We start from the raw sequence: 24,728 nt of genomic DNA, 5'->3' as shown, positions 1-24,728 counted from the left end.
AAAGGCTCAGGTTTATTCAAAGCTCTTGTTGTAAAAGCACAAATTACTCCTACCCTGGGCACCAGCAACTTCAGATAAATGTGGGGCTCGCAATTTCGTGTCTGTGGTTTGTTTGAAATTATCGTTTTAATCAGCATCTTCTTGCCGCAAATTGGCGTATGACGAACTGTTCGTTCGATTGACGCAAACCAGACAGCAGGTTCCTATCCTTGTTCCAGTCCTTTTTTCCAAACCCGAAGCTATTCTTTCTGTCAGCCATAGTGTGGACCGCAGTTGCCGTCATTGTCTGGTACGGTTTTGCGTCCGACCTGAGTGGCCCCTTGGGATTTGGGGCGACCCCTGCAGGTGAACCGCCGGTCATCGGACTCGGTCATTTCACGACGCCGGAATTCATGTGGTTCTACGTCTACTACGCACTTTTCACTGCCGCATTCGGCGCTTTCTGGTGGTGGTATTCGAAAGCACATACCTGGCAGGTCTGGTCGATCTGGGGATCTTCGCTAATCATCTTCATGACGTATTACGACGTTCAGGTCGCTGTCGCGATCAACAATTGGCGCAGGCCCTTCTTTGACACCGTTCAGACCGCGCTGGACGAGAGCGCCCGCGTTGTCACCGCCGACGAATTCTATTCCCTGCTGTTCATCTTCTTCAAGATCACCTCGGTCTGGGTGGTTCTCTATATTCTCAAACGCTTCTTTGTCAGCCACTACATTTTCCGTTGGCGTACGGCCATGAACGATTACTACATCGCCAAGTGGAACAATGTTCGCCACATTGAGGGTGCCTCCCAGCGTATCCAGGAAGACACGATGCGGTTTGCCGCGATCATGGAAGGCCTGGGTGTTGCCCTGATCGACTCCCTGATGACGCTGATCGCCTTCCTTCCAATTCTGTTGGCCCTGTCCGTTCACGTCACTGAGTTGCCGATCGTTGGAGAAATACCGGCGCCGCTGGTTACGGCGGCGATTTTCTGGTCGATCATGGGAACGGTGGTTCTGGCGGCGGTCGGTATCAAACTGCCCGGGCTCGAATTCCATAACCAGCGCGTTGAGGCAGCCTATCGTAAAGAGCTTGTCTATGGTGAGGATCACGAGCACCGTGCGGAGCCCGCTAAAGTGACCGAGCTGTTCGGGTTCGTCAGAAAGAACTATTTCAGGCTCTATTTCAACTACATGTATTTCAATCTGTTCAGGGGCTTCTACCTTCAGGCTGATAACGTTTTCGCCTATTTCATCCTGATCCCGACCTATGTGGCGAAAAAGGTGACCTGGGGTATCGTCCAGCAGATCCTGACGGCGTTCTCACAGGTATCGAATTCGTTCCAGTTCCTGGTCAACTCGTGGCCGACAATCGTTGAACTGCTTTCCATCTACAAGCGTCTGAAAGGGTTTGAACAGGCGATTGCCGAGCGCGAAGCCATGATGCTGCGCGGGGAACTGGAGCCGGAACCGGCAGCCGGCGAGTAAAGGTTCGCGAAACAGGATTGCAAAAGGCCAACTGCCTCAGTTGCCGGCCCGCCAGTCCCGGACCGGAATGACGGCATGCGCTGTTCCTTGGGATCTCGTTGATACTCGATTCAGCGCTGGCGGTCTGTTGCGGGCACAGGCTCGCACTCGACCGGACCAAGGCGCGGGGAGCCTCGACACCGACACATTCACGAGATCATGCGGCTTTTGTCCACGCAAGGCTGTCGGCCTCGTTGGAAAAGACCGGTTGGGCGAGGATAGCGAGCTTTATGGCGCCGTCCCGGTTTCAGCGTTGCGAGACCGGGGTGACGCGGTTTTGAGCCAAGGGACTACTGAGGCTTGTACTGGAACGTTTCGACCGGGCTTTTTGAACCGTCTGGATAGATCAGCTGAACACTGATGGATTGGGTCGAGCCGGCGGGGAGTTCAATATAAGGCTTGTCCTTCAGCACTGCGTTGGGATTGTCGGGATCGCATTCGGCCAATTCCCACATCTGGTCCAATGGTCCGCCATTCAATCCGTAAAAAACGTAGTCGATCCCGCATTTCCAGGCTTCCAAATGCGTGAAATAAATGAGCTGCTGTCCTTGCCAGTCGCGAAACGATACCCAGCTGGCCTTGGTCATATCGAGGATCTGCTTGATCTGTTCGGGCGGCATTGCCTGCGCGTGCGCGCGTTCAATGTCGGACAGGGGCAATATGCTCAGGCTTGCGGCCAAAGTGGCCAAGATCAGAGAGCGCATCAGTCGTCTCCAGTATTGTAATATGTCAGGGGCTCTAAAATGCCTTGAAGGTAATAATCGTCTTGGTGTCCTGTATGCCGCCGATCGGGTGGACCTTTTCGTTCACGAAATGACCTATGTCAGCACCGTCGTCGACGTAGAACTTCACGAGGAGGTCGTAGTCTCCGCTGGTGGAATAGACTTCGGAGGCGATTTCCGCATCGGCGATGGCGTTGGCGACCTGATAGGTCTTGCCGAGCTGGCACTTGATCATCACGAAAAACGGAACCATGCGTCACTCCGGAATTTTTTTGCATAAGAACAGACAAGGACATCGCCTATCTCATCGCCGCAGTCAATTGCTGAAAAGCGGCACAGGCCTGCTCGGGACTTGCATTCAACACGCTGGCTTGCTAGCAGTGCTGGCATCTCATGGGGGTGCCCGACGACGATTGATCGGGCTGAGAGGCACACGGCCAACTCCTTGAACCTGATCCGGTTGATACCGGCGGAGGGAGTTGAGATGAAAACGTTGAGGCGTTCGGCTTCGCGCCTTCCTTTCATCCCTCCGAAAACAATAATTCCGTTGCCGGAGGAGATGCATGAGCCTGTCTGTTGCCGCGTCCACACAACAGCTTACTGCCGAAACAGTGTTCGAGCTGCTTCAACGCGTGCGCGAACGTGCTCCGCGCGTGCACGCAATAACCAACGCTGTTGCCCAGACATTTACAGCCAACGTGCTGCTTGCGATCGGAGCCGTTCCCTCCATGACGATCTCAGTGGAAGAGGTTGCCGGCTTCGCATCGAGTGCGGACGCGTTGCTAATCAATCTGGGTACGCTGGACACAGCACGGCGTGATGCCATTCCTATAGCGATCGAAGCTGCCAAGGGGGCCGGGCGGCCCGTCAGCATCGACCCTGTGTTTGCCGATCGGTCCACCGTGCGTTGTGCCTACGCCAAGACACTCATGGCGTCCTGCCCGGATCTTGTACGTTTGAACGAGCGGGAACTGGACGCGCTGTTTCCGCAGCGGGCTGACGTTGAGGCGATGATCGCCTCAGGAACGGTGTTGGCCGTTACAGGTGCAGAGGACAAGATAGAGAGTGTGAATGAGGATTTCCGACTTTTGAATGGTCATCCTCTAATGGCGCGCGTGACCGCAACGGGCTGCGCCGGTGGTGCAGTGCTTGCAGCGTTCGCAAGTGTGGAACGCGACATCGCTCTGGCGGCGGCATCCGGCCTTTCGGTCTTCAACATTGCCGGTGAGATTGCCGGTGAGCGCGCGGCCGGCCCGGGAAGTCTCGTGCCGGAGCTGCTGGACGCGCTCTACACGATGACAATCCGCGATATCGAAATCCGATTGAAAACCGTCTGAACGACTTTGTTCAAACCTTTTTGCAAGACCAGGAGAACCTTATGACCGCCATCGCGGTGACCATAGCAGGGTCAGATTCCGGAGGAGGGGCCGGTATACAAGCCGATCTCAAGACATTTTCGGCCAATGGGGTCTATGGTGCCAGCGTGTTGGCGGCATTGACAGCACAGAACACGCGCGGTGTAACCGCTATTCACGATGTGCCGCCGGACTTTGTGCGTGCGCAGATCGACGCCGTCTATTCCGACCTAAAGGTCAATGCAACGAAGATCGGTATGCTCGCAAGTTCACCAATCATAGGAGCCGTGGCAGAGAGGCTAAAGGCCAACTCGACCGGCCCGGTCGTGCTTGATCCGGTGATGGTTGCCGCTTCGGGTGACCCCTTGCTCGCTGAAAGCGCCGTTGAAAGCCTTATCGGCGTGCTCCTGCCTCTGGCGGATGTGGTCACGCCCAATCTTCATGAAGCCGCCCGCATGCTGAAAAGCGAAGTCGCAACTAGCGAAAGCGAGATGCAGTCGCAGGCTGAACAGCTTTTGCGCCTGGGCGCACGATCGGTTTTGCTGAAGGGTGGTCACGGCGAGGGTGCGGACAGTTCGGACCTCTTTCTTGATGCCACCGGCGGTGCGACCTGGCTTCGCGACCGACGCATTGCAACAGAAAACACGCATGGAACAGGTTGCACGCTGTCCTCCGCCATCGCGGCAGGTCTCGCTAGGGGGGAGGACCTTGCGCTCGCGATTTCGCAGGCGAAGCAATATGTGCACGGGGCGATTGCAGCCGCAGATGAGATCGAGATCGGGTCGGGCCACGGCCCAGTCCATCATTTCTACAAAGTCTGGAGCCGTTGATATGTCAGAAATTCGCGCAAAGCGTGATAACGACCTGAGCCGGAGAGCATTACTGGGTGGTTCCGCCGTTGCTGGCGGAGCTGCGCTCGCCGCGCCCGCACTGGCCCAGGACAAGGCCACGATCGAATGGAAGATGGTGACGTCCTGGCCGAAGAACCTGCCTGGACCTGGTGTGACCGCGCAAAGAATTGTCGACCAGGTAGCCAGAATGTCCGGCGGCCTTTTCCGTATCCGTCTCTATGCGGCTGGTGAACTGGTACCGGCTCTCGGCGTTTTCGACGCCGTTTCTGCCGGCACCGCGCAAATGGCCCACACGGCGTCGTTCTTCTGGCAGGGCAAGATACCTGCATCGGTATTCTTCACTGCTATTCCGTTCGGGCTCTTGCCGCATGAGCACATTACCTGGATTGAACGAGGTGGCGGGCAGGCGCTCTGGGACGAACTCTATGCGCCCTTCGGTGTGAAACCGGTCATGGCCGGAAACACCGGGGTCCAGATGGGTGGATGGTTCAAGAAAGACATCAACAGTCTGGATGATCTCAGCGGATTGAAGATCCGGATGCCAGGGCTTGGCGGCGAGGTGATGCGCAGGCTCGGTGCAACACCCGTCGGGCTGCCGCCGGCGGAGCTGTTTCAAGCGCTGCAGTCCGGTGTGCTCGATGCGACCGAGTTCCTCGGTCCCTGGTCCGATCGCGCGATGGGCTTTCACAAGGTCGCCAAGAACTACTATTCGCCCGGGTTTCATGAGCCCAATGGCACCGGCGAAGCGCTCTTCAACCAGGTCGCATTGGAAGGGCTTCCGGAAGAGTTGCGTGCCATCGTTCTGGAGGCCTGCCGCGCGGAAAACGGAAGAGCGCTTGCAGAAAGCGACTGGGAAAACGCAGGCAGTCTGAAACTGCTTCAGGAAGAAGACGGTGTGACCGTCAAAGCTTATCCCGAGGATGTGCTGGAAGTTCTGCGGACAACGGCAGCAAATGTTCTTTCCGAGTTCTCGGACAAGGATGCGATCGGCAAGCGTATCTATGAAAGTCATCTCGCTGCACGGGCGCGTCTTGCCCCGTGGAGCGATGTTGCCATGCGCCGTTTCCTGTCCGCGCGCGACACTAACGCCTGAGCTTTTTGTTGGCGCACCGGGCTTGCAGAGCGCGGTGCGCCGGTTGTTTTTCTGCTTCGAATCTGCAGGAAAACGCTTCTGAAACGGCGCAATTTTACTGAATTTCAGCACATTTTCACGGAACGGACCGGCGTGCCCCCTCGCATGAGCGTATTTTCCATGCACATGCCGTATCGGAATGTGTGGCAATGCAGCAACGATCGCCGACAATATTACGTTAAAGGAAACCGGACGAGTTTATGCCTATTTTTTGTGCATTTTTGCGGCGATGTGTCGGTACCGTGACAAAGCTCCTGAGAACAAGACCTTTTTGTCGCGTTTTGAGTCTTTGCCTTACCTTTAATGTCTGATTGGTGCGTTATATTGCATTGCAGCATGATGAATTTGCGGTTGCCGTCCCTTATTTCTTCGCTTGCAACAGATCCCCGTCTTGGAAAATCCTATCAATCGAAATCAAAATTCCTCCGTCGGGAGGGGGATGGGAGAAAACACCATGATGTGGGCAAATAAAAAGACGTTTCTGTTCGCTTCCACTGCGCTGGCACTTTCGATGGTCGCCGGCGCTGCACATGCTGGCGGCTTTGCGCTGAGGGAGCAAAGTGCATATTACCAGGGGACATCGTTCGCCGGTAACGGAACAAGCGGGGAGACAATCTCGTCGATGTTCTGGAACCCGGCAACAATCACGGCTGCTGGAAAGGGATTGACCTTTGAGTCGCACAGTTCCTTCATCGCGCCTCAGTCAGACCTCAATGGCGTATTTACCCCGCAGGGCACTGTAAATACGCTTACAGGCGGGTTCGGTAGGAGCACCGCTCCCAGTGGCGACATTGCGTCGAACGCCTGGATACCTTCTACCTATACGAGCTATGGGTTGACCGATAAATGGTACTTCGGTCTTGCAATAAACACCCCCTATGGTTTGGCAACAAAGCCGGAGCAAAGCTGGGCAGGGCAGTATTACTCGCGGTCTTCCGAAGTGTTTTCCGTCAATGTCAATCCAACCGTTGCCTACAAGGTCAATGATATGGTCTCGGTGGCGGCGGGGTTGCAGGTTGAGTATCTGCAAATCCGGCTGAAATCGGCTTATCCCCTTGCGGCGTCGCTCACCTCTTCGGTGCCTTCAACTGAAGTCAAGGGTGGAAGCCTCGGCTTCGGTGCAACGGCCGGCATCACTATCAAGCCCATGGAGGGTACGGAAATTGGTGTCGGTTTCCGGTCCGCCGTTTTCCATAGCCTCGATGGTCACTTCATCAATCCGGCGTCTGTACCGGCTGTCGGCGTGAGTTCCAGCCGCACGGGCATTGAAGCGAACGTGATCCTTCCTGAGATGGTAACGATCTCTGCGAAACAGAGGATCACCGACAAATTCAGGGTGCTCGGTACTGTTGAATGGACAAACTGGAGCAGGCTTGGCACGGTGCATCTGTCGTCGACCGACGGAACAACAACAAATCCGACCGGATTACCGGATCTGGCCTTCAATTATGAAGATGGGTGGTTTTTTGCTGTCGGCGGTGAGTACGACTTCAACGACCAGGTGACGCTCCGTGCCGGTGTCGCCTATGAGCTTTCACCGATCGATGAAGATATCCGCTCAACACGGCTCCCAGACAATGACCGGTTGTGGCTTTCTGCCGGCGCGACCTGGAAACCCAGCGAACATCTTGCGTTCGATGTCGGGTACTCACACCTGATCCCCGCAGACACGCAGATAAACATCGGCCCGGGCCATCAGGACTACAACGCGAATATCGGTACCTACACCGCCGATGTTGAAAGCCAGGTGAACATCATCTCAGCATCGTTGCGCTACAAGTTCTAACAGCTTGACAAAGCAACATGAAAAGGCCGGGGCATTGTCCCGGCCTTTTGCGTCCTGGACTTAGAATGCCGCCGGATAGAGCCCGCCATCCATTAGAAGGTTCTGGCCCGTGATGTAGCCGGCGTGCCGGGAACACAGGAAGGCGCAGGCCTGACCGAATTCCTCGGCATTTCCAAAGCGTCTGGCGGGAATCTCCGCAGCCTGTTGCGCCCTGATTTCCTCCAGACTTGTCCCCGACTGTTGCGCGGCCCGTTCAAAGCCACCCCTCAGCCGGTCCGTATCCATCTTGCCGGGCAGAAGGTTGTTGATGGTGACGCCGGACGGCGCAAGCTGCCTGCAGACACCGGCGAGAAAGGCCGTCAGGCCTGCGCGGGCACCGCTCGAAAGGTCCAGACCTTCGATCGGCATCTTCACCGAGAGCGACGTTATGTTGACGATCCGGCCGAAGCCGCGCTGCTGCATGGCGGGAGCAACCGCCTTGATCAGTTCGATCGGCGTGACAAAATTCTGGATTGCGCCTTCCAGAAGTGCGTTGCGGTCAAGTTCCGTATAATCCCGCCTCGGTGGGCCGCCATTGTTATTGATGAGAATATCCGGGTCTGGGCAGGCTGCCAAAAGCGCGTTCTGGCCTTCTTCCGTCGACACATCCGCCGCGACGCTCAGAACAGAAACACCATACCGGTCCTGCATGGCAGAACGGGTTTCTGCCAGTACCGCCTCGTTGCGGCCGTTGAGCACAATGTCGCAGCCCGCTTCTGCCAGAGCTTCGGCGCAGCCGCGTCCCAGTCCTCGGCTGGATGCGCAAACGATTGCCTTTTTCCCTTTTAGGCCCAAATCCATAGAGTGTCTCCTCGTATGCCGCGCGGGAAAGGTGAAGGTGCGCTGGCGGGTTGTTGTATGGGGGAGTGGTTGAAATCGAACGCTCCCTGTGAAGTCACCATAGTTGTCATAATAATGAAACTTGAATCGCGTCTATAGCGCACCTAATGGGAATATGGAGAAATGCCATGTCCACCGCAGAGGCATCGCGTCACTACCGGACCTTGTTTATCTCAGATGTTCACCTGGGCACACGAGGGTGCCAGGCGGAACTGCTGCTGGACTTTTTAAAGGACAACGATGCCGAGACCATCTACCTGGTCGGTGACATTGTCGATGGTTGGCGGTTGAAGCGGTCCTGGTACTGGCCGCAGCTTCACAATGACGTTGTACAGAAAATTCTCCGAAAAGGGCGTAAAGGTGCGCGGATCTTTTACATTCCTGGCAACCATGACGAATTTCTGCGGAACTTTCTCGGCACGCATTTCGGCGGTGTGGAAGTGGCCGACAGCATCGTACATGAAGCCGCGAACGGAAAACGCTATCTTGTCATACACGGCGATCAGTTCGACGTCGTGATGCGTCACGCCAAATGGCTCGCATTCTTCGGTGACAAAGCCTATGTGACAGCCCTTGGAATAAACACCTGGGTCAATTTCTTTCGCCGCCGTCTTGGCTTGACCTACTGGTCACTGTCGGCCTGGGCCAAGCTCAAGGTCAAGAATGCCGTGAGTTTCATTGGCAGGTTCGAAGAAGCACTGTCGGATGAGGCGCGCCGGCAAAGCGTGGACGGTGTGATCTGCGGTCACATCCATCACGCGGCCAATCGGGACATGAACGGTATCCACTACATCAATACGGGCGACTGGGTGGAAAGCTGTACAGCCGTCGCAGAACATCATGACGGTACGTTTGAGGTGATCCGATGGGCGGACCAGACTCAAACCGAAAACGTGCCGGCGAAATCCAAGGAAGATCCGGTTGCCGCATGAGTTCCATCCTGATCGTGACGGATGCCTGGCGTCCGCAAATCAATGGTGTTGTCAGGTCGATTGAACGAACGGCCGAAGAACTGGTTGCGACCGGTGCACGCTTGGAGTTTCTCACACCCCAGGCTTTCCGGACGCTACCTTGCCCGACCTATCCTGAAATCCGCCTTTCGTTGACGCATCGGGGTATCGTTCGCCGCATGATGCGGGAATTCGATTGCGAGCACCTGCATATTGCCACGGAAGGTCCTTTGGGATTTCTTGCGGCAAGCGTTGCGAAGAAAGCCGGGCAGCCATTTACGACGAGCTATCACACGCGATTTCCCGAATATCTTTCAGCGCGTCTTCCCGTGCCGCTTTCCTGGTCCTACAGCTGGCTCCGCAGTTTCCACAATTCCGGTTGCGGTTGCATGGTGGCAACGCGCTCGCTTGAAAACGACCTGCGCGCACGCGGTTTTAAGAACCTTATGCGCTGGTCTCGCGGCGTCGACGAAGACCTGTTCAGGCCTTATGAGGGATCTGTGCTGCCCGACGACCTGCCTAGGCCGGTTTTTCTCTATGTCGGCCGCGTCGCCGTTGAAAAAAACATCAAGGCGTTTCTGGATCTCAAGTTGCCTGGCTCCAAAGTGGTTGTGGGTGGAGGTCCTCAGCTGGAGGCGTTGCGGCGCGAATATCCAGACACACTCTTTACCGGCGCAAAGGTTGGTGAGGATCTTGCACGGCATTATTCCGCTGGGGATGTTTTCGTCTTCCCGTCGCTCACCGATACCTTTGGCAACGTTATGCTGGAGGCGATGGCCTGCGGCGTTCCTGTGGCCGCCTTTCCGGTCATGGGGCCAGTCGATGTGATCGGGGATACCGGTGCGGGCGTTCTATCTGAAAATCTGCAGGAAGCTGCTGTGGCCGCGCTGGATATTCCCCGGGACCATTGCCGGAAAATCGCGATGAATTACACATGGGCTGCCAGCGCGCAGCAATTCCTGGAGAATTGTGTCGAAGCGCGGGACATTCACAACGGACTTGCGAATGAGGCAAAGGCTGCCGAGTGAGCGGGTATTCCACTTGCGACCAGTGCGCCAGCTTTCAGCCTGAGTGCGTGTAAAAACCGTCATCAGCATGTTGAGTCGATCGCAATTCCTGATAAGTCATCACGAACGCTGAATTTCTTGCTTCAGGGTGCAAGCTGATGACTGAGACTGTTGTTCAACCGAGCGAAAGTGCCAAGCCGGACTACGCGGGAAAGGCCGTTACCTATTCCGATGTGGCACAGGCAGCAGACCGCATAGACGGGTATGCAGTGAGAACCCCGTTAATGCGGCATCCGGCGCTGGACGAGCGGGCAGGGGCGACTGTTCTCATCAAACCTGAAAACCTGCAGCGCAGCGGGTCGTTCAAATTCCGCGGCGCTTTCAATTGCCTAAACCTCATTCCTGAAGAAGCGCGCTCTAAAGGCGTTGTGGCCTGCTCTTCCGGGAACCATGCACAGGGAGTTGCTGCCAGTGCGCGCATTCTCGGTGTCGAGGCGACCATCGTCATGCCGGCAGATGCACCCAGGATCAAATTGGAGCGCACGCGAGCGTTCGGGGCAAATGTGGTGACGTATGATCGGGAAAATGAAGACCGCGACCGGATCGCTGCGAACCTTTGTGCGGAAACGGGTGCAACCTTTGTTCATCCGTTCAATGATCCAGCCGTGATCGCGGGACAAGGGACGGTCGGTCTGGAGCTGGCCATGCAAGCAGCCGAGCTGGGATTGCAGCTTGACGATGTTCTGGCCTGCACCGGCGGAGGAGGGCTCTCCAGCGGCATCGCACTTGCTCTCGCCTTTAAGACACCCTCCACTCGTTTCCACACGGTGGAGCCGGAGCACTTCGACGACTACAAGCGATCATTGGAAGCTGGCGCTTTATTGTCAAACGAGCGCAAGTCCGGATCGATCTGCGATGCACTGCTTTCCGAAACACCGGGTGAAATAGGGTTTTCGATCCTGCGCCAGCTTGCCGGCGAAGGAGTTACCATAACCGACGAGGAAGCCCTCGATGCAGTCGCCTTCGCGTTTCGCGAATTGAAGCTGGTTGTGGAACCGGGCGGCGCGGCGGCACTGGCGGCGGTTCTGACCGGCAAACTGCCTTTGAAAGGCAAGACAGTCAGTCTCGTTCTCACCGGCGGCAACATCGATCCAGACATGCTGATGCGGGCTTTGTCGCGTTAGTGCGCGCGAGACCCATTCGTTTAACCAAGAGCTCAATCTAAATTTGTTTGAGAAAACCGCATCCTATATCTATTGCCTGGTTTTGGATCACCGCTGTTTAGGAATGAAATGCGGATTGCGTTAGCCATCTCTTCTATCGCGCTCGTGCCCTATTCTTACTGCGTTTTTCAACTTTACGCGTTGATAGCCTGCTGGAATCGATGCGAGAATTTGTTTGAAAGACCGCTTTCTCTGGTCGTTATTGCAGCGTTCATTCTACTCCCCTGGTTGGCAAACACTGTTGCGGTATGGGGTCTGATTACGCGCATGCAAGTTAAGAGGTGGGCGCTGTTCGTCATCATGCTGGGCGGACTGTACAGCCTCCACTGCGGGTGGTTTTATTGGCAATTCGGTGGAGGCATGAGTGGCGGTGCAAAGACGCTGCTCTGGACGCTAGCCTTTTGTGCAATCGGAATTGCCATGATCGCTCCTTTCCCGACTGCTTTTTTCGCAAACAACAAAAAACTGCGCCGGACTTAAGTCCGAGCGCAGTCTCAATTTACAGTTGGAATAAACCGTTGTTCAGGCTCAGTTGAAGAGTGCCTGACGTTCCGCTTCCGAAAGTTGCTCGAGCGGATCGTCGCCGGTCGCTTCGGTTTCCGCGTTTTCAGAAGTTTCATCTGCCAATTCCCAGGCGATGTCCGCTTCCTCTTCGCTTTCCATGTCAGTCACGTCTGCCGCCTGCTCCTCTTCAGCGGCGTTGACCTCATTGTCGAAGAGCATTTCAATCGCAGCTTCGTCAAGCGTTGCGTCCGGATCCTGGCCCAGCACATCCGCGTCGTCTTCGACAGTCTCCGGTTCTGCGGTCTCCGCGGGAGCTGCGGCAAACATATCGTCGATCGCTGCAGCGTCCATCGGCTCATCGCCGCCGGCAGCCATGATCGCATCGACATCTTCTTCGCTAGCAGTTTCTGATGCGGCAGGTGCGGCATCGGTTTCGGAAACGGCTTCGGTTCCGGTTTCTTCCAGGGCCGCATTGAATACGTCATCGCTGACCGACATCAGCTCATCAACACTGTTCTGGCTCACGCCGCGGCCGGAAATCTGCGGACCGTTGAGCAAATGGGCATCGGGCCGACTGTCGACAGGACCGGCGGTATCATCGGCTTCAAGGCCTTCAATGCCCCAGATCCCGATCATCAGATTGATCCGGCTCTCCAGGTAGCGCAGCACCTGAACAACCTTGTTGGTGCGCTGGCCCGTCAGATCCTGGAACGAGCATGCCATGAAGATTTCGGTCGCCTTGGCATCGATTTCATCGCAGGCAGCATCGTCCGCGCCATTTTCGCGCAGAACCCAGGCCTGCTCCTGAATCTGCTCGGCAGCTTCCAGGATGGACTGGGTTGCACCTTCCGTCTGAGTGACGATGGCGTCCAGCTCGTGGGAAGCGTCAACGAAACGATTGCTTTCCTCTTCCTCGGCCTTGATATTGGCGATCTCGGATTTGGTTCGCTCGATCGCTTCGTGCATATCTGCAATATCGAGGCGGATCTTGTCGAGGTCAGGCACCGTGCGTTGATGGGTAACCACCTTTTCGAGGCGCTTGATCGCACCCAAGATTTCGGATGTCTCCGGTGTCTTGTTGCGATTGAGAAATTCTTTCAGGAACCGTCGCCCGCGATCGGATTCCAGCAGGGTCTGTTCGAGAGTGTGATATTCGGCGTCGCCGATCACCCCTTGCTCTTCCTGTAATGCTTCCGCTTTCATATGGACGCGATTCTCAACTTGCCTAAGGATCGTGTGTTGCCTTAACACGGACAACTTCGCTCTGATCGTAGGGTGAAAATCGTTAACATCCCTTTATGCCGGCGCCGTTTGAGGCCCTGCCAATGATCTTATGACAAAAGTTTCCAACAATATTAGCGCCCGGGTTGCAGCGCTATTTGCCTGCCACTTTTTCGGGTTCGGACTTTTTCTGCCGTTTTTCCCATTGGTCATGGAATTCAGGGGGCTAAGCGCGGCTGAAATCGGGCTAATACTGGGAATTGGTACGATTGCCCGCACTGCAGCCAGTCCAATATTGTCGAACATTGCGGATTGGACCAGTCAAAGGCGCTTGTCGATACTGGTTTACTCCACGATCGGTGCTGCTTGCATTTCACTGTTTTTCCTGCCGGGCGGTGTCCTCCTCCTCGGTGGCGCGGTGATCGGCTACATGGTGATCAAGGCACCTGTTTTGCCGTTGAGCGACGCTTATGCCCTCGACACGGCGCGAAACACCGGTGCGGATTACGCGCGCATGCGGCTTTGGGGATCCGTCGGTTTTGTTCTGGCAAATCTTGCCGGTGGCAGTCTTGCGGGTGCGGACGGGTCCTGGATGATCGTGTCTCTGACGGTTGCGGCCTCTCTGGCGACCGGCTTTGTCGTGCTGTCGCTTCCAAGGCAACCGCGTGACAGCGCAACTACAGAGGAGCGCGAACAAAAGAAAGCGACACCATTTGCGCAAGTCTGGTTTTGGCCGGTTCTTGCGATCCTTGGGCTGTTTCAGGCAACTCACGCCGCCTTTTACGGCTTCGGTACGATCTATTGGCAGTCAATCAATGTTCCGGACTTTGCCATCGGAATTTTGTGGGCCATAGGAGTCGTTGCCGAAATCGCCCTTTTTGCGGTTGCAGGAAAACTTGCGTTGCGATTCGACCCGCCCATGTTCCTGATCGCCGCCGGGATTGCCTCCGTGGTTCGATGGGGCCTGTTTCCATTTGCCGATTCGCTGGTTTTCATGGGCGTATTGCAATTGCTGCACGGATTTACCTTCGGCGCAGCTCATCTCGGCGCCGTTGCGATTTTGGCCAAGGTTGTGCCCGCGCGCTGGTCCGGCACCGGGCAGGGGCTGTTTACAGCGTCGATCGGCGTTCAGATGGCGGCGGGCCTTGCGGTTGCCGGAGGCCTCTTCGAAGCGGACCCGCACGCGCCATTTTTTCTCATGTCAGGCGTTGCTGCTACCGGATTGGTGGCAATCATCTTCATGGCCCCGTTGATCCGCCGGCAAATGAGCCGGCTGGATCCGGAGGCGAATGGCTAGCCCCAGAGCGCCGGCTCAGGCGGATGAAGCGTGCTGCCCTCAAATCTTAAACCGGGTGTGCGGTCTTCCTTCAGCAGAAGGGGGCCATCAAGATCAACAAAGTCCGCCCGTTGCGCGAGCAGAACAGCTGGCGCCATCGCAAGCGAAGTGCCCAGCATGCAGCCGATCATGATCTTGAAATCTGCAGCCTGCGCCGCGCGCAGGAGATTGAACGCTTCCGTCAGGCCACCAGCCTTGTCGAGCTTGATGTTGACCGCGTCGTATTTGTCCCTGAGGCTTTCCAGCGATTTCCCGGGTGAAAGGCTCTCGTCGGCGCAGATGGTAATCGGGCTTTTGATGGAAGACAGCGGATTGTCTTCCTTTGCCGGAAGAGGCTGCTCGATCAGTTGAACGCCGGCGGATTCGCAGGCGGCCAGATTCTTCTCAAAACAGCTTTCATCCCAGGCTTCATTGGCATCAACGATCAGCGTGCTGTTCGGGGCGGCCTCACGAACGGCTAGGATGCGTGCATCATCGCCTGGTCCGGCGAGCTTCACCTTCAAGAGAGGACGATGCGCAGCCTCGGCGGTTTTTGCGGCCATTGTCTCCGGCGTGTCGACGCTGATCGTGAAAGCGGTGGTGACCGGGTGAAGCGATTCGAGACCTGCCAGCCGGGCTGCAGACCGGCCTGAAAGCTTCGCCTCGAGGTCCCAGAGTGCGCAGTCGACAGCGTTGCGGGCTGCTCCGGCCGGCATCGCGCTGATCAGTTCGGTCCGGGAAAGGCCCGACTTCAAAAGCGGCGAAATTTCTTCAATCTGGGTTTGCACGCTCTCCAGGGATTCACCGTAGCGCGGATAGGGGACGCATTCTCCATGGCCGGATAAACCTTCTTCCCCAATCGAGACGGTCACCACTTGCGCATGCGTTCGCGTTTCGCGTGAGATCTTGAAACTTCCGGCAATTTCAAAGCGTTGGGCTTCGATGCTGACAGTCCGATTCATGGCGCACCGAACTCGGCAGAAACCTTGTCCACGATCACGTCCATGCCAAAGCGGACCGGATCGGTCGCCGGAAGGCCGTGTTTCTCGCCAACCTTGGCGAGAAACGCCAGGGCTTCGTCGTTGTCGAGCGCCGACGTGTTGACGGCGATACCGACGCAGCGGATATCCGGGTTGGTCAGCCGGCCGCAGTCTATGGTCGTGTCGATGACCTGCTGGATGGTCGGTAGAGGCGTTTCGACCCCGCGCATTTTTGTCCGTGTCGGCTCGTGACACACGATGAAGCCATCGGGTTGTGAGCCGTGAAGGAGACCGAGCGTGACGCCGGCAAAAGAGGGATGAAACAGAGACCCCTGACCTTCAATGATTTGCCAGTGACTTTCCTCGGTTTCAGGCGATAGCCATTCGGCAGCGCCCGATATGAAATCCGCAATGACCGCGTCCAGAGCAACGCCGCGGCCCGAAATGAACACTCCGGTCTGCCCTGTCGCGCAGAAAGTGCTGTTGTAGCCGCGTTCGTTCATGGCGCGATCCATTGCGAGCGCGGTGTATTTTTTCCCGACGGAGCAGTCCGTTCCGACGGCCAGGATCCGTTTGCCGGAGCGTTTGGTGCCTTTTCCGGTGGCAAATGTCATGGAGTTGTGACGGACATCGTGCAACTGGCGCCCGTTGCGTTCAGCCGCCTCACGGATTTGGGGAACATCGCCGAGGCGCACGTGAAGGCCGGAGGCAACGTCAAGACCGGCATCAAGCGCCTCGACAACGGATGTAATCCAGTGATCCGGCAAACGTCCGCCGGCATTGACCGCCCCGATGATCATTGTTTTCGCGCCGGCAGCCGCGCCGTCGCCAATAGTCATGTCGGCGAGGCCTGTATCGGCGGCGCAGCCCGGCAGTCTGACCTGACCTATACACCAGTCTTTGCGCCAGTCGACGATACCGATCGCCGTTTTCGCTGCAAGTGCGTCGGCGACATCACCGAGGAACAAAAGATAAGGACGGGCAATTTCCATGGATAAAGCTTTCAAGTGGCTGCTGGACGTTAATCTTCTCCATCAGGTATACGAGGGATATCGAACCAGCGGCAAGAGGGCAGCCATCCGGAATGGCATTCTTGGAAAAAAACATTGAACCTGAGATGAAGCTGGAGGCGGATGGCCCGGATCATCAGTATCTTGCGCTTTCGGGTGACTGGACAGTCAGCACCATCGGAGACGCTGAGACGGGAATCAACAAGCTCAAGGTGGCCAAGGACCGTTTGACCTGTATCGATGTCTCCAAAATCGAGCATCTGGATACGAGCGGTGCCTGGCTTATCCACAGGACGCGGGGCCGACTGGAGTTTGAAGGTCGCAAAGTCGGGCTTACGGGTGTAACGCCCATCCGGCAAAAACTTTTTGACGAAATCGACCGACATCATCCACCGAACTACAAGCCGGATCGCAGCGGGTTCACCATCGTCGGTTTCCTGGAAGCGACCGGACGTCAGATGGTTGATGCCTATGAGGACGGCAAAGCGATGCTCCACATACTGGGTTCGCTTGGTCTTGTCCTGTCGACCGTCCTCCTGAAGCCCGGACGCCTGCGTAGCATTTCAATAGCCGTTCAGTTCGACCGGAGCTGCATCGGCGCAGTTCCGATTGTCGCTCTGATGAGCTTTCTGATCGGGGGTATCATTTCCCAGCAGGGCGGCTTTTATCTCAAACAGTTCGGCGCTGAGATCTTCGTGGTGGACCTGGCAGGCGTACTCGTGTTGCGCGAAATTGGCGTTATTCTTACTGCGATCATGGTTGCGGGGCGGTCCGGTTCGGCGTTTACGGCTGAACTGGGCGCAATGCGGATGCAGGAAGAGGTGGACGCTCTCCACGTGATCGGGCTGAGTGTCACGGAAGTTCTGGTTCTTCCAAGGATTCTGGCGCTTATGATCGCGTTGCCGATCCTCACCTTCATTGCAGATATGGCCGCTCTGTTTGGGGCGGGACTGGTGACCTGGGCCTATCTGGACATTCCACCGGCAGCTTTTCTTTCACAGCTTCAGGTGGCAATAACCCCGGAGACTGTGCTGGTCGGGATTATCAAGGCACCGTTCATGGCGCTGATCGTCGGCCTGATTGCGTGCGTTGAAGGCTTGAAAGTGGGTGGATCTTCAGAGTCTCTCGGTCGTCACACCACCATGTCGGTTGTGAAGGCAATTTTCCTCGTTATCGTCGTGGACGGTTTCTTCGCGATGTTCTTCGCCGCCATAGGAGTGTAACTGGGCCATGTCGGTGATTGAATCCGAAGAGTTTCCCATGCAAAGCGAGGAGACTGCTGAAGAATCTGGAATTGTCTTGTCCGTGCGCGGAGTAACAGTTGGCTTCGGCGACAAGATCGTTTTACAGAATCTCGATCTCGACGTCCGCCGCGGCGAGGTTCTCGGGTTTGTTGGCGGCTCCGGCATGGGCAAATCGGTTCTGATGCGGGCCATACTCGGACTGACGCCGAAACGGGCGGGAACGATTTCGGTTTTCGGGCACGATCTTTCCACAGCGACTGAAAAAGAGCGAAGAACCATCGAACGCCGATGGGGTGTTCTATTCCAACAGGGTGCTCTGTTCTCCTCGCTGACCGTGAAACAGAATATCCAGGTACCGATGCGCGAGCATCTCAAGCTGTCACCCCAACTCATGGACGAGCTTGCGACACTCAAACTCGAACTCGTGGGATTGCCGCAGGATGCTGCCGACAAGCTTCCATCCGAGCTCTCCGGCGGCATGATCAAGCGCGCAAGCCTTGCGCGCGCGCTTGCACTTGATCCCGATTTGGTGTTTCTGGACGAGCCGACCTCGGGACTGGATCCGATTGGCGCGGCTGCGTTTGACACGCTGATCGGAAACTTGAGTTCAACCCTCGGATTGACCGTTTACATGGTCACGCATGATCTCGATAGCCTGCATTCTATCTGCGATCGCATTGCGGTTCTTGGGAATAAACGTGTTCTGGCTATCGGGACGCTGGACGATATGATGAAAAATGATGATTCCTGGATAAAGGAGTATTTCAGGGGTCAGCGGGCATTGCGCCGGGTATAGGTTGGACTGAATGGAAACGCGCGCGAGTTATATTCTGATTGGCTCCTTCATGGTGGCCGTCCTTATAGGTGCGTTCGGCTTCGTTTTCTGGCTCGCCGCAACGGCTGAATCCCGACAAAATGTTGCGCTCGAAATCATTTATCCCGGTCCTGTTACGGGCCTTCCCGTTGGTGGCAGCGTTTTGTTCAACGGGATCAAGGTCGGAGATGTGAAGTCCCTGGACTTTCTGCCTGACGACCCGACCAAGGTGGTCGCAACTGTCGGTATCAAGCCCAGCACGCCACTTCGCGAAGATACCAAAGCGACGTTGAACTTCACCGGCCTGACGGGTGTCGCTTACGTGGATTTGTTGGGTGGCACGTCTTCATCCCCGCTCTTGCTCAAGGAAAACAGCGACAAGGTGCCGGTGCTTTATGCGGACCGGTCCTTCTTCGACGATATTGTTGATGGCGCGCGCGATGTGCTCAAGCGCGCTGACACGACCATGAAGACGATCGAAGACATTCTGGTAGAGAACAAACCGGTCATCAACGAAACGATCAAGAACGTCGAGACCTTTTCGGCTGCCCTTGCGGCCAACTCGGATGGCGTCAAGGACTTCATGGCAAACATCGGAGAAGCTTCGCAGGCCTTCTCCAGCCTTTCAGGCCGGCTTGAAAAGCTCGTTGATCAGGGCGAGCGTCTACTGGCAGCTGTTCCCTCTGACAAAGTTACGGCGATCGTTGATGACCTGACGAAATTCTCCGGCAGCCTGGGTAAAGCCAGCGACGATATCGATCTGTTGATGAGCGATGCGCAGAGCGCGGCCAAGGAACTGGAAACCTTCACGAAAAAGCTCAATGACGGCCTCGACAACGTTCAGAAGATCGTTCAGGCGGTCAAACCCGAGGATGTAGAGAAAGTCATGGGCGGTGCTGCAGCGCTTGGGGGCGTGCTTGAAACCCGCAGCGATGACATCAGCAAGCTAATCTCCTCGACCACCACGACCATGCAGAATATCGACAAGATCGTTGCCGTAGTTCAGGAGCGGGAAGGTGCCATCTCCGAGATCCTGGAAGGTGGCAGGGACGTCGTTGTGAAGGTTGATGCGATCATGAGCCGCGGTGTTGAGATTGCCGCTGCGATTGACCCGCTTCAGATCGAGGAAGTGGTCCAATCCGTCAACACTTTCACAACTGGCATGAATGCCTCGCTTGTGCGTGTGGACGAAGTGCTGGCGAGCGTCGATCCCCAAACGGTTGAAAATGCCGTCAACGGCGTTGCCAGCGTGATCGACAACTTCAACAATCAGCAGAGCCAGATCAACGAAATCATCGCTTCCACCAAATCAACGGTTCAGAATTTTGAAGCGGTTTCGGCAACAGTTCGCGGTCAGGACGACCGGATTGCTGCATTGATCACGGATGTTCAGGCCGCCGCCGAACGTTTCGCGGAAACACTGCAAACCGCCGATACGCTTCTGAAAGCCGTGGATCCGGAGAAGGTGGCCAATATCGTCGGCTCAGTTGAAACGACCGCTTCGGAACTTGCCAGCCAGGAAAACGGCATTCCGTCAATCCTGCAAAGTGCGCAGCAAGCAGCGGACAATGTGCAGCAGATGACGGCGGATCTCTCCAAGCGTACGCCGGATGTCGATCAGATCATTACCGACGCCAAGCAGATGACCGCGACCTTGAATGCAACTTCGGTGCGCGTTGAAAGCCTGGTCGAGAAAGTCTCGACGATGGTTGATGGTGATGGTGAAGGCCTGATCAAGGAGGCAACGCTTGCCGCGGAAGCGATTCGCAAGGTTGCCGTTGCCTTTGAAAGCCGCGCGGACTCAATCGCAGGCGGCTTGTCGAAATTCGCAACGCAAGGATCTTCCGATTTCACAGCGGCATTGGCACAGCTCAACCGGACGCTGGTCTCGATCCAGCGCGCTGCGGAAAGTTTTGAACGCAGTCCGAACCGGGTGATTTTCGGGGGCGAGGATGTTCCGACCTTCAGTGGCGGACGGCGGCGATGATAAAGAAAAGAATTAAGGGCAGTGGCGCATGACGAAGGCAACGACCAACATGACCCGCCGGGGCGTTCTAAGCGTTCTCGGCCTCGGGGCAGCGGTTGCCGGGTGTTCCAGTACAGCGCCTTCGGCTTTCTACAGTCTGACTTCGGCTGATGTTGAAGGCCTCAGAGGCCGTTCAAGCCGCGTACAGGTTCTTGTCGCGCCGCCACGTGCACTGAAGGCACTCGATACCAGCTACATCGCCGTCGTCGATGACGGGCCCATCTACAGCTACTATCCCAAATCCGCCTGGGCGGACACGTTGCCGAATGTCGTGCAGATAAAGCTCCAGGAAACGCTGCAGAATACGGGGCGGTTGCGCGGCGTCGGGCTCCCTGGTGACGGCCTTCTGATCGATTATCAGCTCCAGACCGAAATACGCGCATTCGAGCTTCAAGTCTCGGGGAACCGGGGTGTTGTCGAAATTTCCGCCCGTGTCGTGAACGACCGGAATGGCCGGACCGTCGCGACGAAAGTCTTCCGCGCCGAAACACCGGCCGGAAGTTCATCGGTCGACAAGGCCGTTGAAGCCATGAACAACTCCGCCGACCGTGTCTTCGCTGAAATGGCCGCCTGGACGCTCCGGAACGTTTAGAAATCAGCCTCAAAGCAACATCAACGACAGTCCCGGCACCGCGATCAACAGGGCCAGGCGCAGGATGTCTGCCGCCCAGAAGGGGAGGACGCCTGCGAAAATAGTGCGAAGCGGTATGTCGGTGAGCACGGAGCGCAATACGAAGACATTGAGGCCGATCGGCGGGGAGATGAGGCTGATCTCGGTGACCACGACAACGACAATTCCAAACCAGATCAGAACCATGTCCGGGTCGCTCAAGGGACCGGTGCCGAAATCAAGTGACGTGACCAGCGGAAAGAACACCGGGACTGTCAGCAGGATCATCGACAGGCTTTCCAGAACCGCTCCGAGCAGGATGTAGATCAGCACCAGCACGAACATCACGACATAGGCATTGACGTCCAGCGACTGCACGAACGCAAGCAGGGCATCGGGAACACCGGCATAGCTGATGAAGTTTGAGAACACCTCCGCTCCGATGATAATGGCGAAGATCATCGCTGTTGTTTTGGCGCAGTTGAGGCCTGCCGTGAAGAGCTTCTCAAAGGTCAGACCGCCGGACAGGAAAGCAATGAGCAGTGCGGTTGCTGCCCCAATCGCCGCCGCTTCCGTCGGTGTAAAGAACCCACCGTAAATGCCGATCATGATGACGGCAAAGAGGCCGAGGACAGCCAGCACACCCCAGACATCCTTGCGGTCCAGCGCAATGTCGTCGTGCTCGGACGGGGCGAGCGCGGGTTTCAAACGCACGGTCACATAGACAGCGGCCAGATAGAAAAGGACGCCTAGCAGGCCCGGAATGATCCCGGCGATGAAGAGTTTGCCGATATCGGCTTCCGTCAGGAGGCCGTAGATGATCAGGATCACGCTCGGCGGGATCAGGATGCCGAGCGTGCCGCCGGCGGCGATTGAGCCGGTTGCAAGGCTATCAGAATATCCTGCCTTGCGCATTGACGGCATGGCGACCTTGGACATTGTTGCCGCCGTCGCGAGCGAAGATCCGCATACCGCTGAAAATCCTCCGCAAGCGACAATGGAGGCCATGGCAAGGCCACCGCGCATGCGGTGCAACAGGCTGTGGGCCGTGCTGAAAAGCGACTGACTGACACCGGAAATCGTCAGGAGATTACCCATCAGTATGAACAGTGGGATCACGGAGAGCGTATAGGACAGGCCCGTGTCGAAGGCGGCGTTGCCGAGAAGGTTCAGGGCCGCGTTCCAGTTGCGCAGGGCTGCAAAGCCAGCCGTTCCGACAATGATCATTGCAACGGCAATTGGTACACGCAGCAGCACGAGGCCGAAGAGAGCAACAAAACCAATCAGGGCTTCAAGCACGTGTCAGGCCTTTTCGCGCAAACGCCGGAGCGTCCAGAAGATCGCTGCGATCGCAGATACGGTGAAAGACGCCGTCCCGAGCCAGCCGATCAGATAAAGTGGGATTTCAAGGGAATCTGTAACCTGTTCGCGCCGCTGCAGTTTTTCGGCATGCTCAGCGAGTTCGAGCGAAACAACTGCAAAGACAGCGACAGTCGCGATCCCGGCACAGGCCGCGCCAAAAACTTTCAGAATATTGCTCTTCAGGCCGTCAAGCAGTTCCACTTCAATGTGCTCGCCGGCCGCCGTTGTGAGCGGCAAGGCAAGGAAAATCAGCGATGCCAGGAGCAGCTGAGTCAGTTCGTAGGCGCCGTTTACGGGGCTGTTGAAGAGATACCGCGCAACAACGTCCAGGCAGGTGAGGCCGATCATGGCCACGAGTACAAGCAAACAGGCAAAACCGAGTAGAAATGTTGCTCCGCGCCGGATACCCCGGAACCGGCGCGAAGCGGAGGTGTCAGGTTCTGACGACATCATCAGTTGCTGATGCCGGTTTGTGAACGCAGTTCGGAAAGTGCGGCGGCACCGTCAAAGCCGGTTTCTGACACCGCGTCGGCCCAGCTGGCTTCGTGTTTTGCCGCCAGTTCCCTGATCTTTTGGAGAACGGGAGCAGGTGCGTCATAGACTTCCAGGTTCTTGTCGGAGATGTAAGCCGCGCCGCGTGTGTCGGCGCCATCCCAGACGTTGCCGGCAAGTTCTGCAAGCGCAGCTCCGGATACCTCTTCGATGGCCGCCTTGTCCTCGTCGGAAAGTCCATCCCAGACATCTTCGTTCATCACCATGAACCAGGACGTGTTGTAGATGCCGCCCGGCACTTTCATGGAGGACTTGACGTAGTCGGTCAGCTTGAACGCCTGAAGCGCTTCCATCGGGAAAGTGACGCCGTCGATCACACCGCGGGACAGCTTCTCATAGACTTCGCCCGGCCCCATGAATTGTGTCGTGATACCGAGATCCTGCGACAGGTCGGCAATATAGCCGCCCGGTGTGCGGATTTTCAGACCGGAGAAATCCTCCGGTGTGTCAATCTTTCGCTGGTTGTTGTGGAACATGCCCGGGCCGTGAATCCAGAGACCAAGCAGCTTGGTGCCTTCATGTTCGTCCTGAGCGTTCAGCTTTCCGGCGTAAACGTCCCAGTAAGCCTTTGACCCGTCGGTCGCCGTATCGGCGATGAAAGAGAACTGGCCTATGCGCGAGCGCAGGAAACGGTCATCGCGCGTGAAGGAGTGCAGTCCATAGGTGATATCGGCGACGCCGTCGGCAGCGAGGTCGTAATGTGCCGGAGGCGGTCCAAGCGGTTTGGGCAGGATCCGTACGGTCACACGGCCTTCTGTTGCCTTGGCAACCTGGTCAGCCCAGGGCTCCATGACGCCAGTGACAATCGGATGTTTGGGGGGCAGCCAGGACGACAGAACCAATTCATCCGCCTGTGATGTTGCGACAAATCCGGCGAGGGCCGTTGCCGTCAAGCCAGCCAGAATCGAAAGACACTTGATTTGTTTCACGGATTCCTCCTCCCGTTTGCAGGCTGACCGGTGATTTTCACCAATTAGAGTGGTATTCAGCTTGCGCTTCCCGAAAATAGTTGCATATGAAACTAAGTCAATCTTAAAATCGGGGTGCCATTTCCTGAAACTGATTGAGTGCCGATGACCAAATCTGAACAATCGAGTGCCGAAGTAGCTGCGCAATCGTCAGAACGCCATTCAATGCCGGACGAGACGGGCTCCGGCTTCGTGCTCGAAAGGTTCTTTCCCTACCTCGTGCGCGTTTTTTATTCCGATGTCACCAGCGCGCTTTCGGCAGTCTATCAGCGTGACTACGGGATGATGCCGGCGGAATGGCGGACCATGGCGATCCTCGGCGCGGCGTCGGCCGGTCTTCAGGCAAGCGAAATCGTGGCCCGGTCCAGTATGGACAAGGTTGTTGTCAGCCGTGCGGTGAAACGCATGGAAGAGCGCGGTTACCTCATACGCGAGACAAATTCTGAAGACGGCAGGAGTTATCTTCTGCAATTGTCAGGAAAAGGCCGGACGGTTTATGCCGATCTTGGGCCCAAGTTGTTGGCGGTCGAGCGCAAAATGCTGAAAGGCCTCACCGAAGACGACATATACGGATTTCTGGCAATTGCGCAGCGCATCCGCGATAACCTGGCCGAAGGGCAAGCCCCCAAGAGCTGACAAGAGCCTTGCAACAGACAGAAAACCGATGCTGAACGCACCATCTCAGCTCATGTCCTGCTACGCTCAATCA

24 protein-coding genes and 1 riboswitch are annotated in these 24,728 nt (G+C 56.6%); of the genes, 15 read left to right on the top strand and 9 right to left on the bottom strand.

Going from position 1 to position 24,728, the window contains the following annotated elements; genetic code table 11:
• The first annotated feature begins 209 nt into the window (after positions 1-209).
• The gene (gene sbmA / locus ABVF61_RS03805; protein ID WP_353992200.1) at positions 210-1,469 is read left to right on the top strand and encodes a peptide antibiotic transporter SbmA; all 1,260 of its coding nucleotides are present in this window, start codon (positions 210-212) and stop codon (positions 1,467-1,469) included.
• 329 nt (positions 1,470-1,798) lie between these two features.
• Here sbmA and ABVF61_RS03800 read toward each other — a convergent pair whose 3' ends face one another.
• Both ABVF61_RS03800 and ABVF61_RS03795 read right to left on the bottom strand, forming a co-directional pair.
• The gene (locus ABVF61_RS03800; protein ID WP_353992199.1) at positions 1,799-2,212 is read right to left on the bottom strand and encodes a hypothetical protein; all 414 of its coding nucleotides are present in this window, start codon (positions 2,210-2,212) and stop codon (positions 1,799-1,801) included.
• Positions 2,213-2,246: 34 nt separating this feature from the next.
• Positions 2,247-2,483: an Lrp/AsnC ligand binding domain-containing protein gene (locus ABVF61_RS03795; protein WP_299474182.1), complete on the bottom strand. Its 237-nt coding sequence runs from the start codon at positions 2,481-2,483 to the stop codon at positions 2,247-2,249.
• A gap of 132 nt (positions 2,484-2,615) precedes the next feature.
• Positions 2,616-2,726: riboswitch (TPP riboswitch) on the top strand.
• A gap of 67 nt (positions 2,727-2,793) precedes the next feature.
• Between ABVF61_RS03795 and thiM the strand changes: the two genes are divergently transcribed.
• The 4 genes from thiM to ABVF61_RS03775 all read left to right on the top strand — a co-directional run bounded on the left by thiM (position 2,794) and on the right by ABVF61_RS03775 (position 7,354).
• Complete coding sequence (gene thiM, locus ABVF61_RS03790; protein WP_353992198.1) at positions 2,794-3,567, top strand: hydroxyethylthiazole kinase; 774 nt, start codon at positions 2,794-2,796, stop codon at positions 3,565-3,567.
• Positions 3,568-3,608: 41 nt separating this feature from the next.
• Entirely contained in the window at positions 3,609-4,415 is an 807-nt protein-coding gene (gene thiD, locus ABVF61_RS03785) for a bifunctional hydroxymethylpyrimidine kinase/phosphomethylpyrimidine kinase (RefSeq protein ID WP_353992197.1), read from the top strand.
• Position 4,416: 1 nt separating this feature from the next.
• Positions 4,417-5,529, top strand: coding sequence for a TRAP transporter substrate-binding protein (locus tag ABVF61_RS03780; protein WP_353992196.1), 1,113 nt, complete (start codon positions 4,417-4,419; stop codon positions 5,527-5,529).
• A 493-nt stretch (positions 5,530-6,022) separates the two neighbouring features.
• Positions 6,023-7,354, top strand: coding sequence for an OmpP1/FadL family transporter (locus tag ABVF61_RS03775; protein WP_353992195.1), 1,332 nt, complete (start codon positions 6,023-6,025; stop codon positions 7,352-7,354).
• 60 nt (positions 7,355-7,414) lie between these two features.
• Here the strand turns inward: ABVF61_RS03775 and ABVF61_RS03770 are convergent, their stop codons facing one another.
• The gene (locus tag ABVF61_RS03770) at positions 7,415-8,194 is read right to left on the bottom strand and encodes an SDR family oxidoreductase (RefSeq protein ID WP_353992194.1); all 780 of its coding nucleotides are present in this window, start codon (positions 8,192-8,194) and stop codon (positions 7,415-7,417) included.
• Between the two features lie 167 nt (positions 8,195-8,361).
• Between ABVF61_RS03770 and ABVF61_RS03765 the strand changes: the two genes are divergently transcribed.
• The 4 genes from ABVF61_RS03765 (at position 8,362) to ABVF61_RS03750 (ending at position 11,893) form a co-directional block, all read left to right on the top strand.
• Positions 8,362-9,165, top strand: a complete 804-nt coding sequence (locus ABVF61_RS03765; RefSeq protein ID WP_353992193.1) for a UDP-2,3-diacylglucosamine diphosphatase — start codon at positions 8,362-8,364, stop codon at positions 9,163-9,165.
• Positions 9,162-10,211 (top strand): glycosyltransferase family 4 protein, encoded by a 1,050-nt coding sequence (locus tag ABVF61_RS03760; protein ID WP_353992192.1) that lies wholly within the window; start codon positions 9,162-9,164, stop codon positions 10,209-10,211. Before ABVF61_RS03765 ends, ABVF61_RS03760 begins: the two co-directional genes overlap by 4 nt.
• A 137-nt stretch (positions 10,212-10,348) precedes the next feature.
• Positions 10,349-11,374 (top strand): threonine ammonia-lyase, encoded by a 1,026-nt coding sequence (locus tag ABVF61_RS03755; RefSeq protein ID WP_353992191.1) that lies wholly within the window; start codon positions 10,349-10,351, stop codon positions 11,372-11,374.
• A gap of 108 nt (positions 11,375-11,482) precedes the next feature.
• Positions 11,483-11,893: a hypothetical protein gene (locus ABVF61_RS03750; protein ID WP_353992190.1), complete on the top strand. Its 411-nt coding sequence runs from the start codon at positions 11,483-11,485 to the stop codon at positions 11,891-11,893.
• Positions 11,894-11,941: 48 nt separating this feature from the next.
• Here ABVF61_RS03750 and ABVF61_RS03745 read toward each other — a convergent pair whose 3' ends face one another.
• Positions 11,942-13,120 carry a protein phosphatase CheZ gene (locus ABVF61_RS03745; RefSeq protein ID WP_353992189.1) on the bottom strand — a complete coding sequence of 393 codons (1,179 nt, stop codon included), beginning with the start codon at positions 13,118-13,120 and terminating at the stop codon, positions 11,942-11,944.
• A 130-nt stretch (positions 13,121-13,250) separates the two neighbouring features.
• On the opposite strand from ABVF61_RS03745, the gene ABVF61_RS03740 reads away from it, so the two are divergent.
• Positions 13,251-14,435 carry an MFS transporter gene (locus tag ABVF61_RS03740; protein ID WP_353992188.1) on the top strand — a complete coding sequence of 395 codons (1,185 nt, stop codon included), beginning with the start codon at positions 13,251-13,253 and terminating at the stop codon, positions 14,433-14,435.
• Here the strand turns inward: ABVF61_RS03740 and dgcA are convergent.
• Both dgcA and dgcN read right to left on the bottom strand, forming a co-directional pair.
• Positions 14,432-15,415, bottom strand: a complete 984-nt coding sequence (dgcA, locus tag ABVF61_RS03735; protein WP_353992187.1) for an N-acetyl-D-Glu racemase DgcA — start codon at positions 15,413-15,415, stop codon at positions 14,432-14,434. The two genes, ABVF61_RS03740 and dgcA, sit on opposite strands and share 4 nt — an antisense overlap.
• A complete protein-coding gene (dgcN, locus tag ABVF61_RS03730) occupies positions 15,412-16,425 on the bottom strand; it encodes an N-acetyltransferase DgcN (protein WP_353992186.1) in 1,014 nt (337 codons plus the stop codon). Before dgcN ends, dgcA begins: the two co-directional genes overlap by 4 nt.
• A 92-nt stretch (positions 16,426-16,517) precedes the next feature.
• Here dgcN and ABVF61_RS03725 point away from each other — a divergent pair, with 92 nt between their 5' ends.
• From ABVF61_RS03725 to ABVF61_RS03710, 4 genes are read left to right on the top strand one after another with little or no spacing between them, the layout of a single operon-like run.
• Positions 16,518-17,666, top strand: coding sequence for an ABC transporter permease (locus tag ABVF61_RS03725; protein ID WP_353992185.1), 1,149 nt, complete (start codon positions 16,518-16,520; stop codon positions 17,664-17,666).
• A 37-nt stretch (positions 17,667-17,703) separates the two neighbouring features.
• Entirely contained in the window at positions 17,704-18,483 is a 780-nt protein-coding gene (locus ABVF61_RS03720) for an ABC transporter ATP-binding protein (RefSeq protein WP_353993660.1), read from the top strand.
• A gap of 10 nt (positions 18,484-18,493) precedes the next feature.
• The gene (locus ABVF61_RS03715; protein ID WP_353992184.1) at positions 18,494-20,488 is read left to right on the top strand and encodes an MlaD family protein; all 1,995 of its coding nucleotides are present in this window, start codon (positions 18,494-18,496) and stop codon (positions 20,486-20,488) included.
• A gap of 28 nt (positions 20,489-20,516) precedes the next feature.
• Positions 20,517-21,119 (top strand): ABC-type transport auxiliary lipoprotein family protein, encoded by a 603-nt coding sequence (locus tag ABVF61_RS03710; RefSeq protein ID WP_353992183.1) that lies wholly within the window; start codon positions 20,517-20,519, stop codon positions 21,117-21,119.
• A gap of 9 nt (positions 21,120-21,128) precedes the next feature.
• Here ABVF61_RS03710 and ABVF61_RS03705 read toward each other — a convergent pair whose 3' ends face one another.
• Genes ABVF61_RS03705 through ABVF61_RS03695 form a run of 3 tightly spaced genes read right to left on the bottom strand, consistent with a single transcriptional unit; the run spans position 21,129 to position 23,980 of the window.
• Positions 21,129-22,436 (bottom strand): TRAP transporter large permease, encoded by a 1,308-nt coding sequence (locus ABVF61_RS03705; protein WP_353992182.1) that lies wholly within the window; start codon positions 22,434-22,436, stop codon positions 21,129-21,131.
• 3 nt (positions 22,437-22,439) lie between these two features.
• Entirely contained in the window at positions 22,440-22,949 is a 510-nt protein-coding gene (locus ABVF61_RS03700) for a TRAP transporter small permease (protein ID WP_353992181.1), read from the bottom strand.
• A 2-nt stretch (positions 22,950-22,951) separates the two neighbouring features.
• The gene (locus ABVF61_RS03695) at positions 22,952-23,980 is read right to left on the bottom strand and encodes a TRAP transporter substrate-binding protein (protein ID WP_353992180.1); all 1,029 of its coding nucleotides are present in this window, start codon (positions 23,978-23,980) and stop codon (positions 22,952-22,954) included.
• A 144-nt stretch (positions 23,981-24,124) separates the two neighbouring features.
• On the opposite strand from ABVF61_RS03695, the gene ABVF61_RS03690 reads away from it, so the two are divergent.
• Positions 24,125-24,655, top strand: coding sequence for a MarR family winged helix-turn-helix transcriptional regulator (locus tag ABVF61_RS03690; RefSeq protein WP_353992179.1), 531 nt, complete (start codon positions 24,125-24,127; stop codon positions 24,653-24,655).
• Positions 24,656-24,728: the final 73 nt, after the last annotated feature.

Source organism: Roseibium sp. HPY-6, from assembly GCF_040530035.1.
In the GTDB taxonomy this organism is placed as follows: Bacteria; Pseudomonadota; Alphaproteobacteria; order Rhizobiales; family Stappiaceae; genus Roseibium.
The sequence above is the reverse complement of the archived record's forward strand: the minus strand, read 5'-3'. Positions and strand labels throughout refer to the sequence as shown.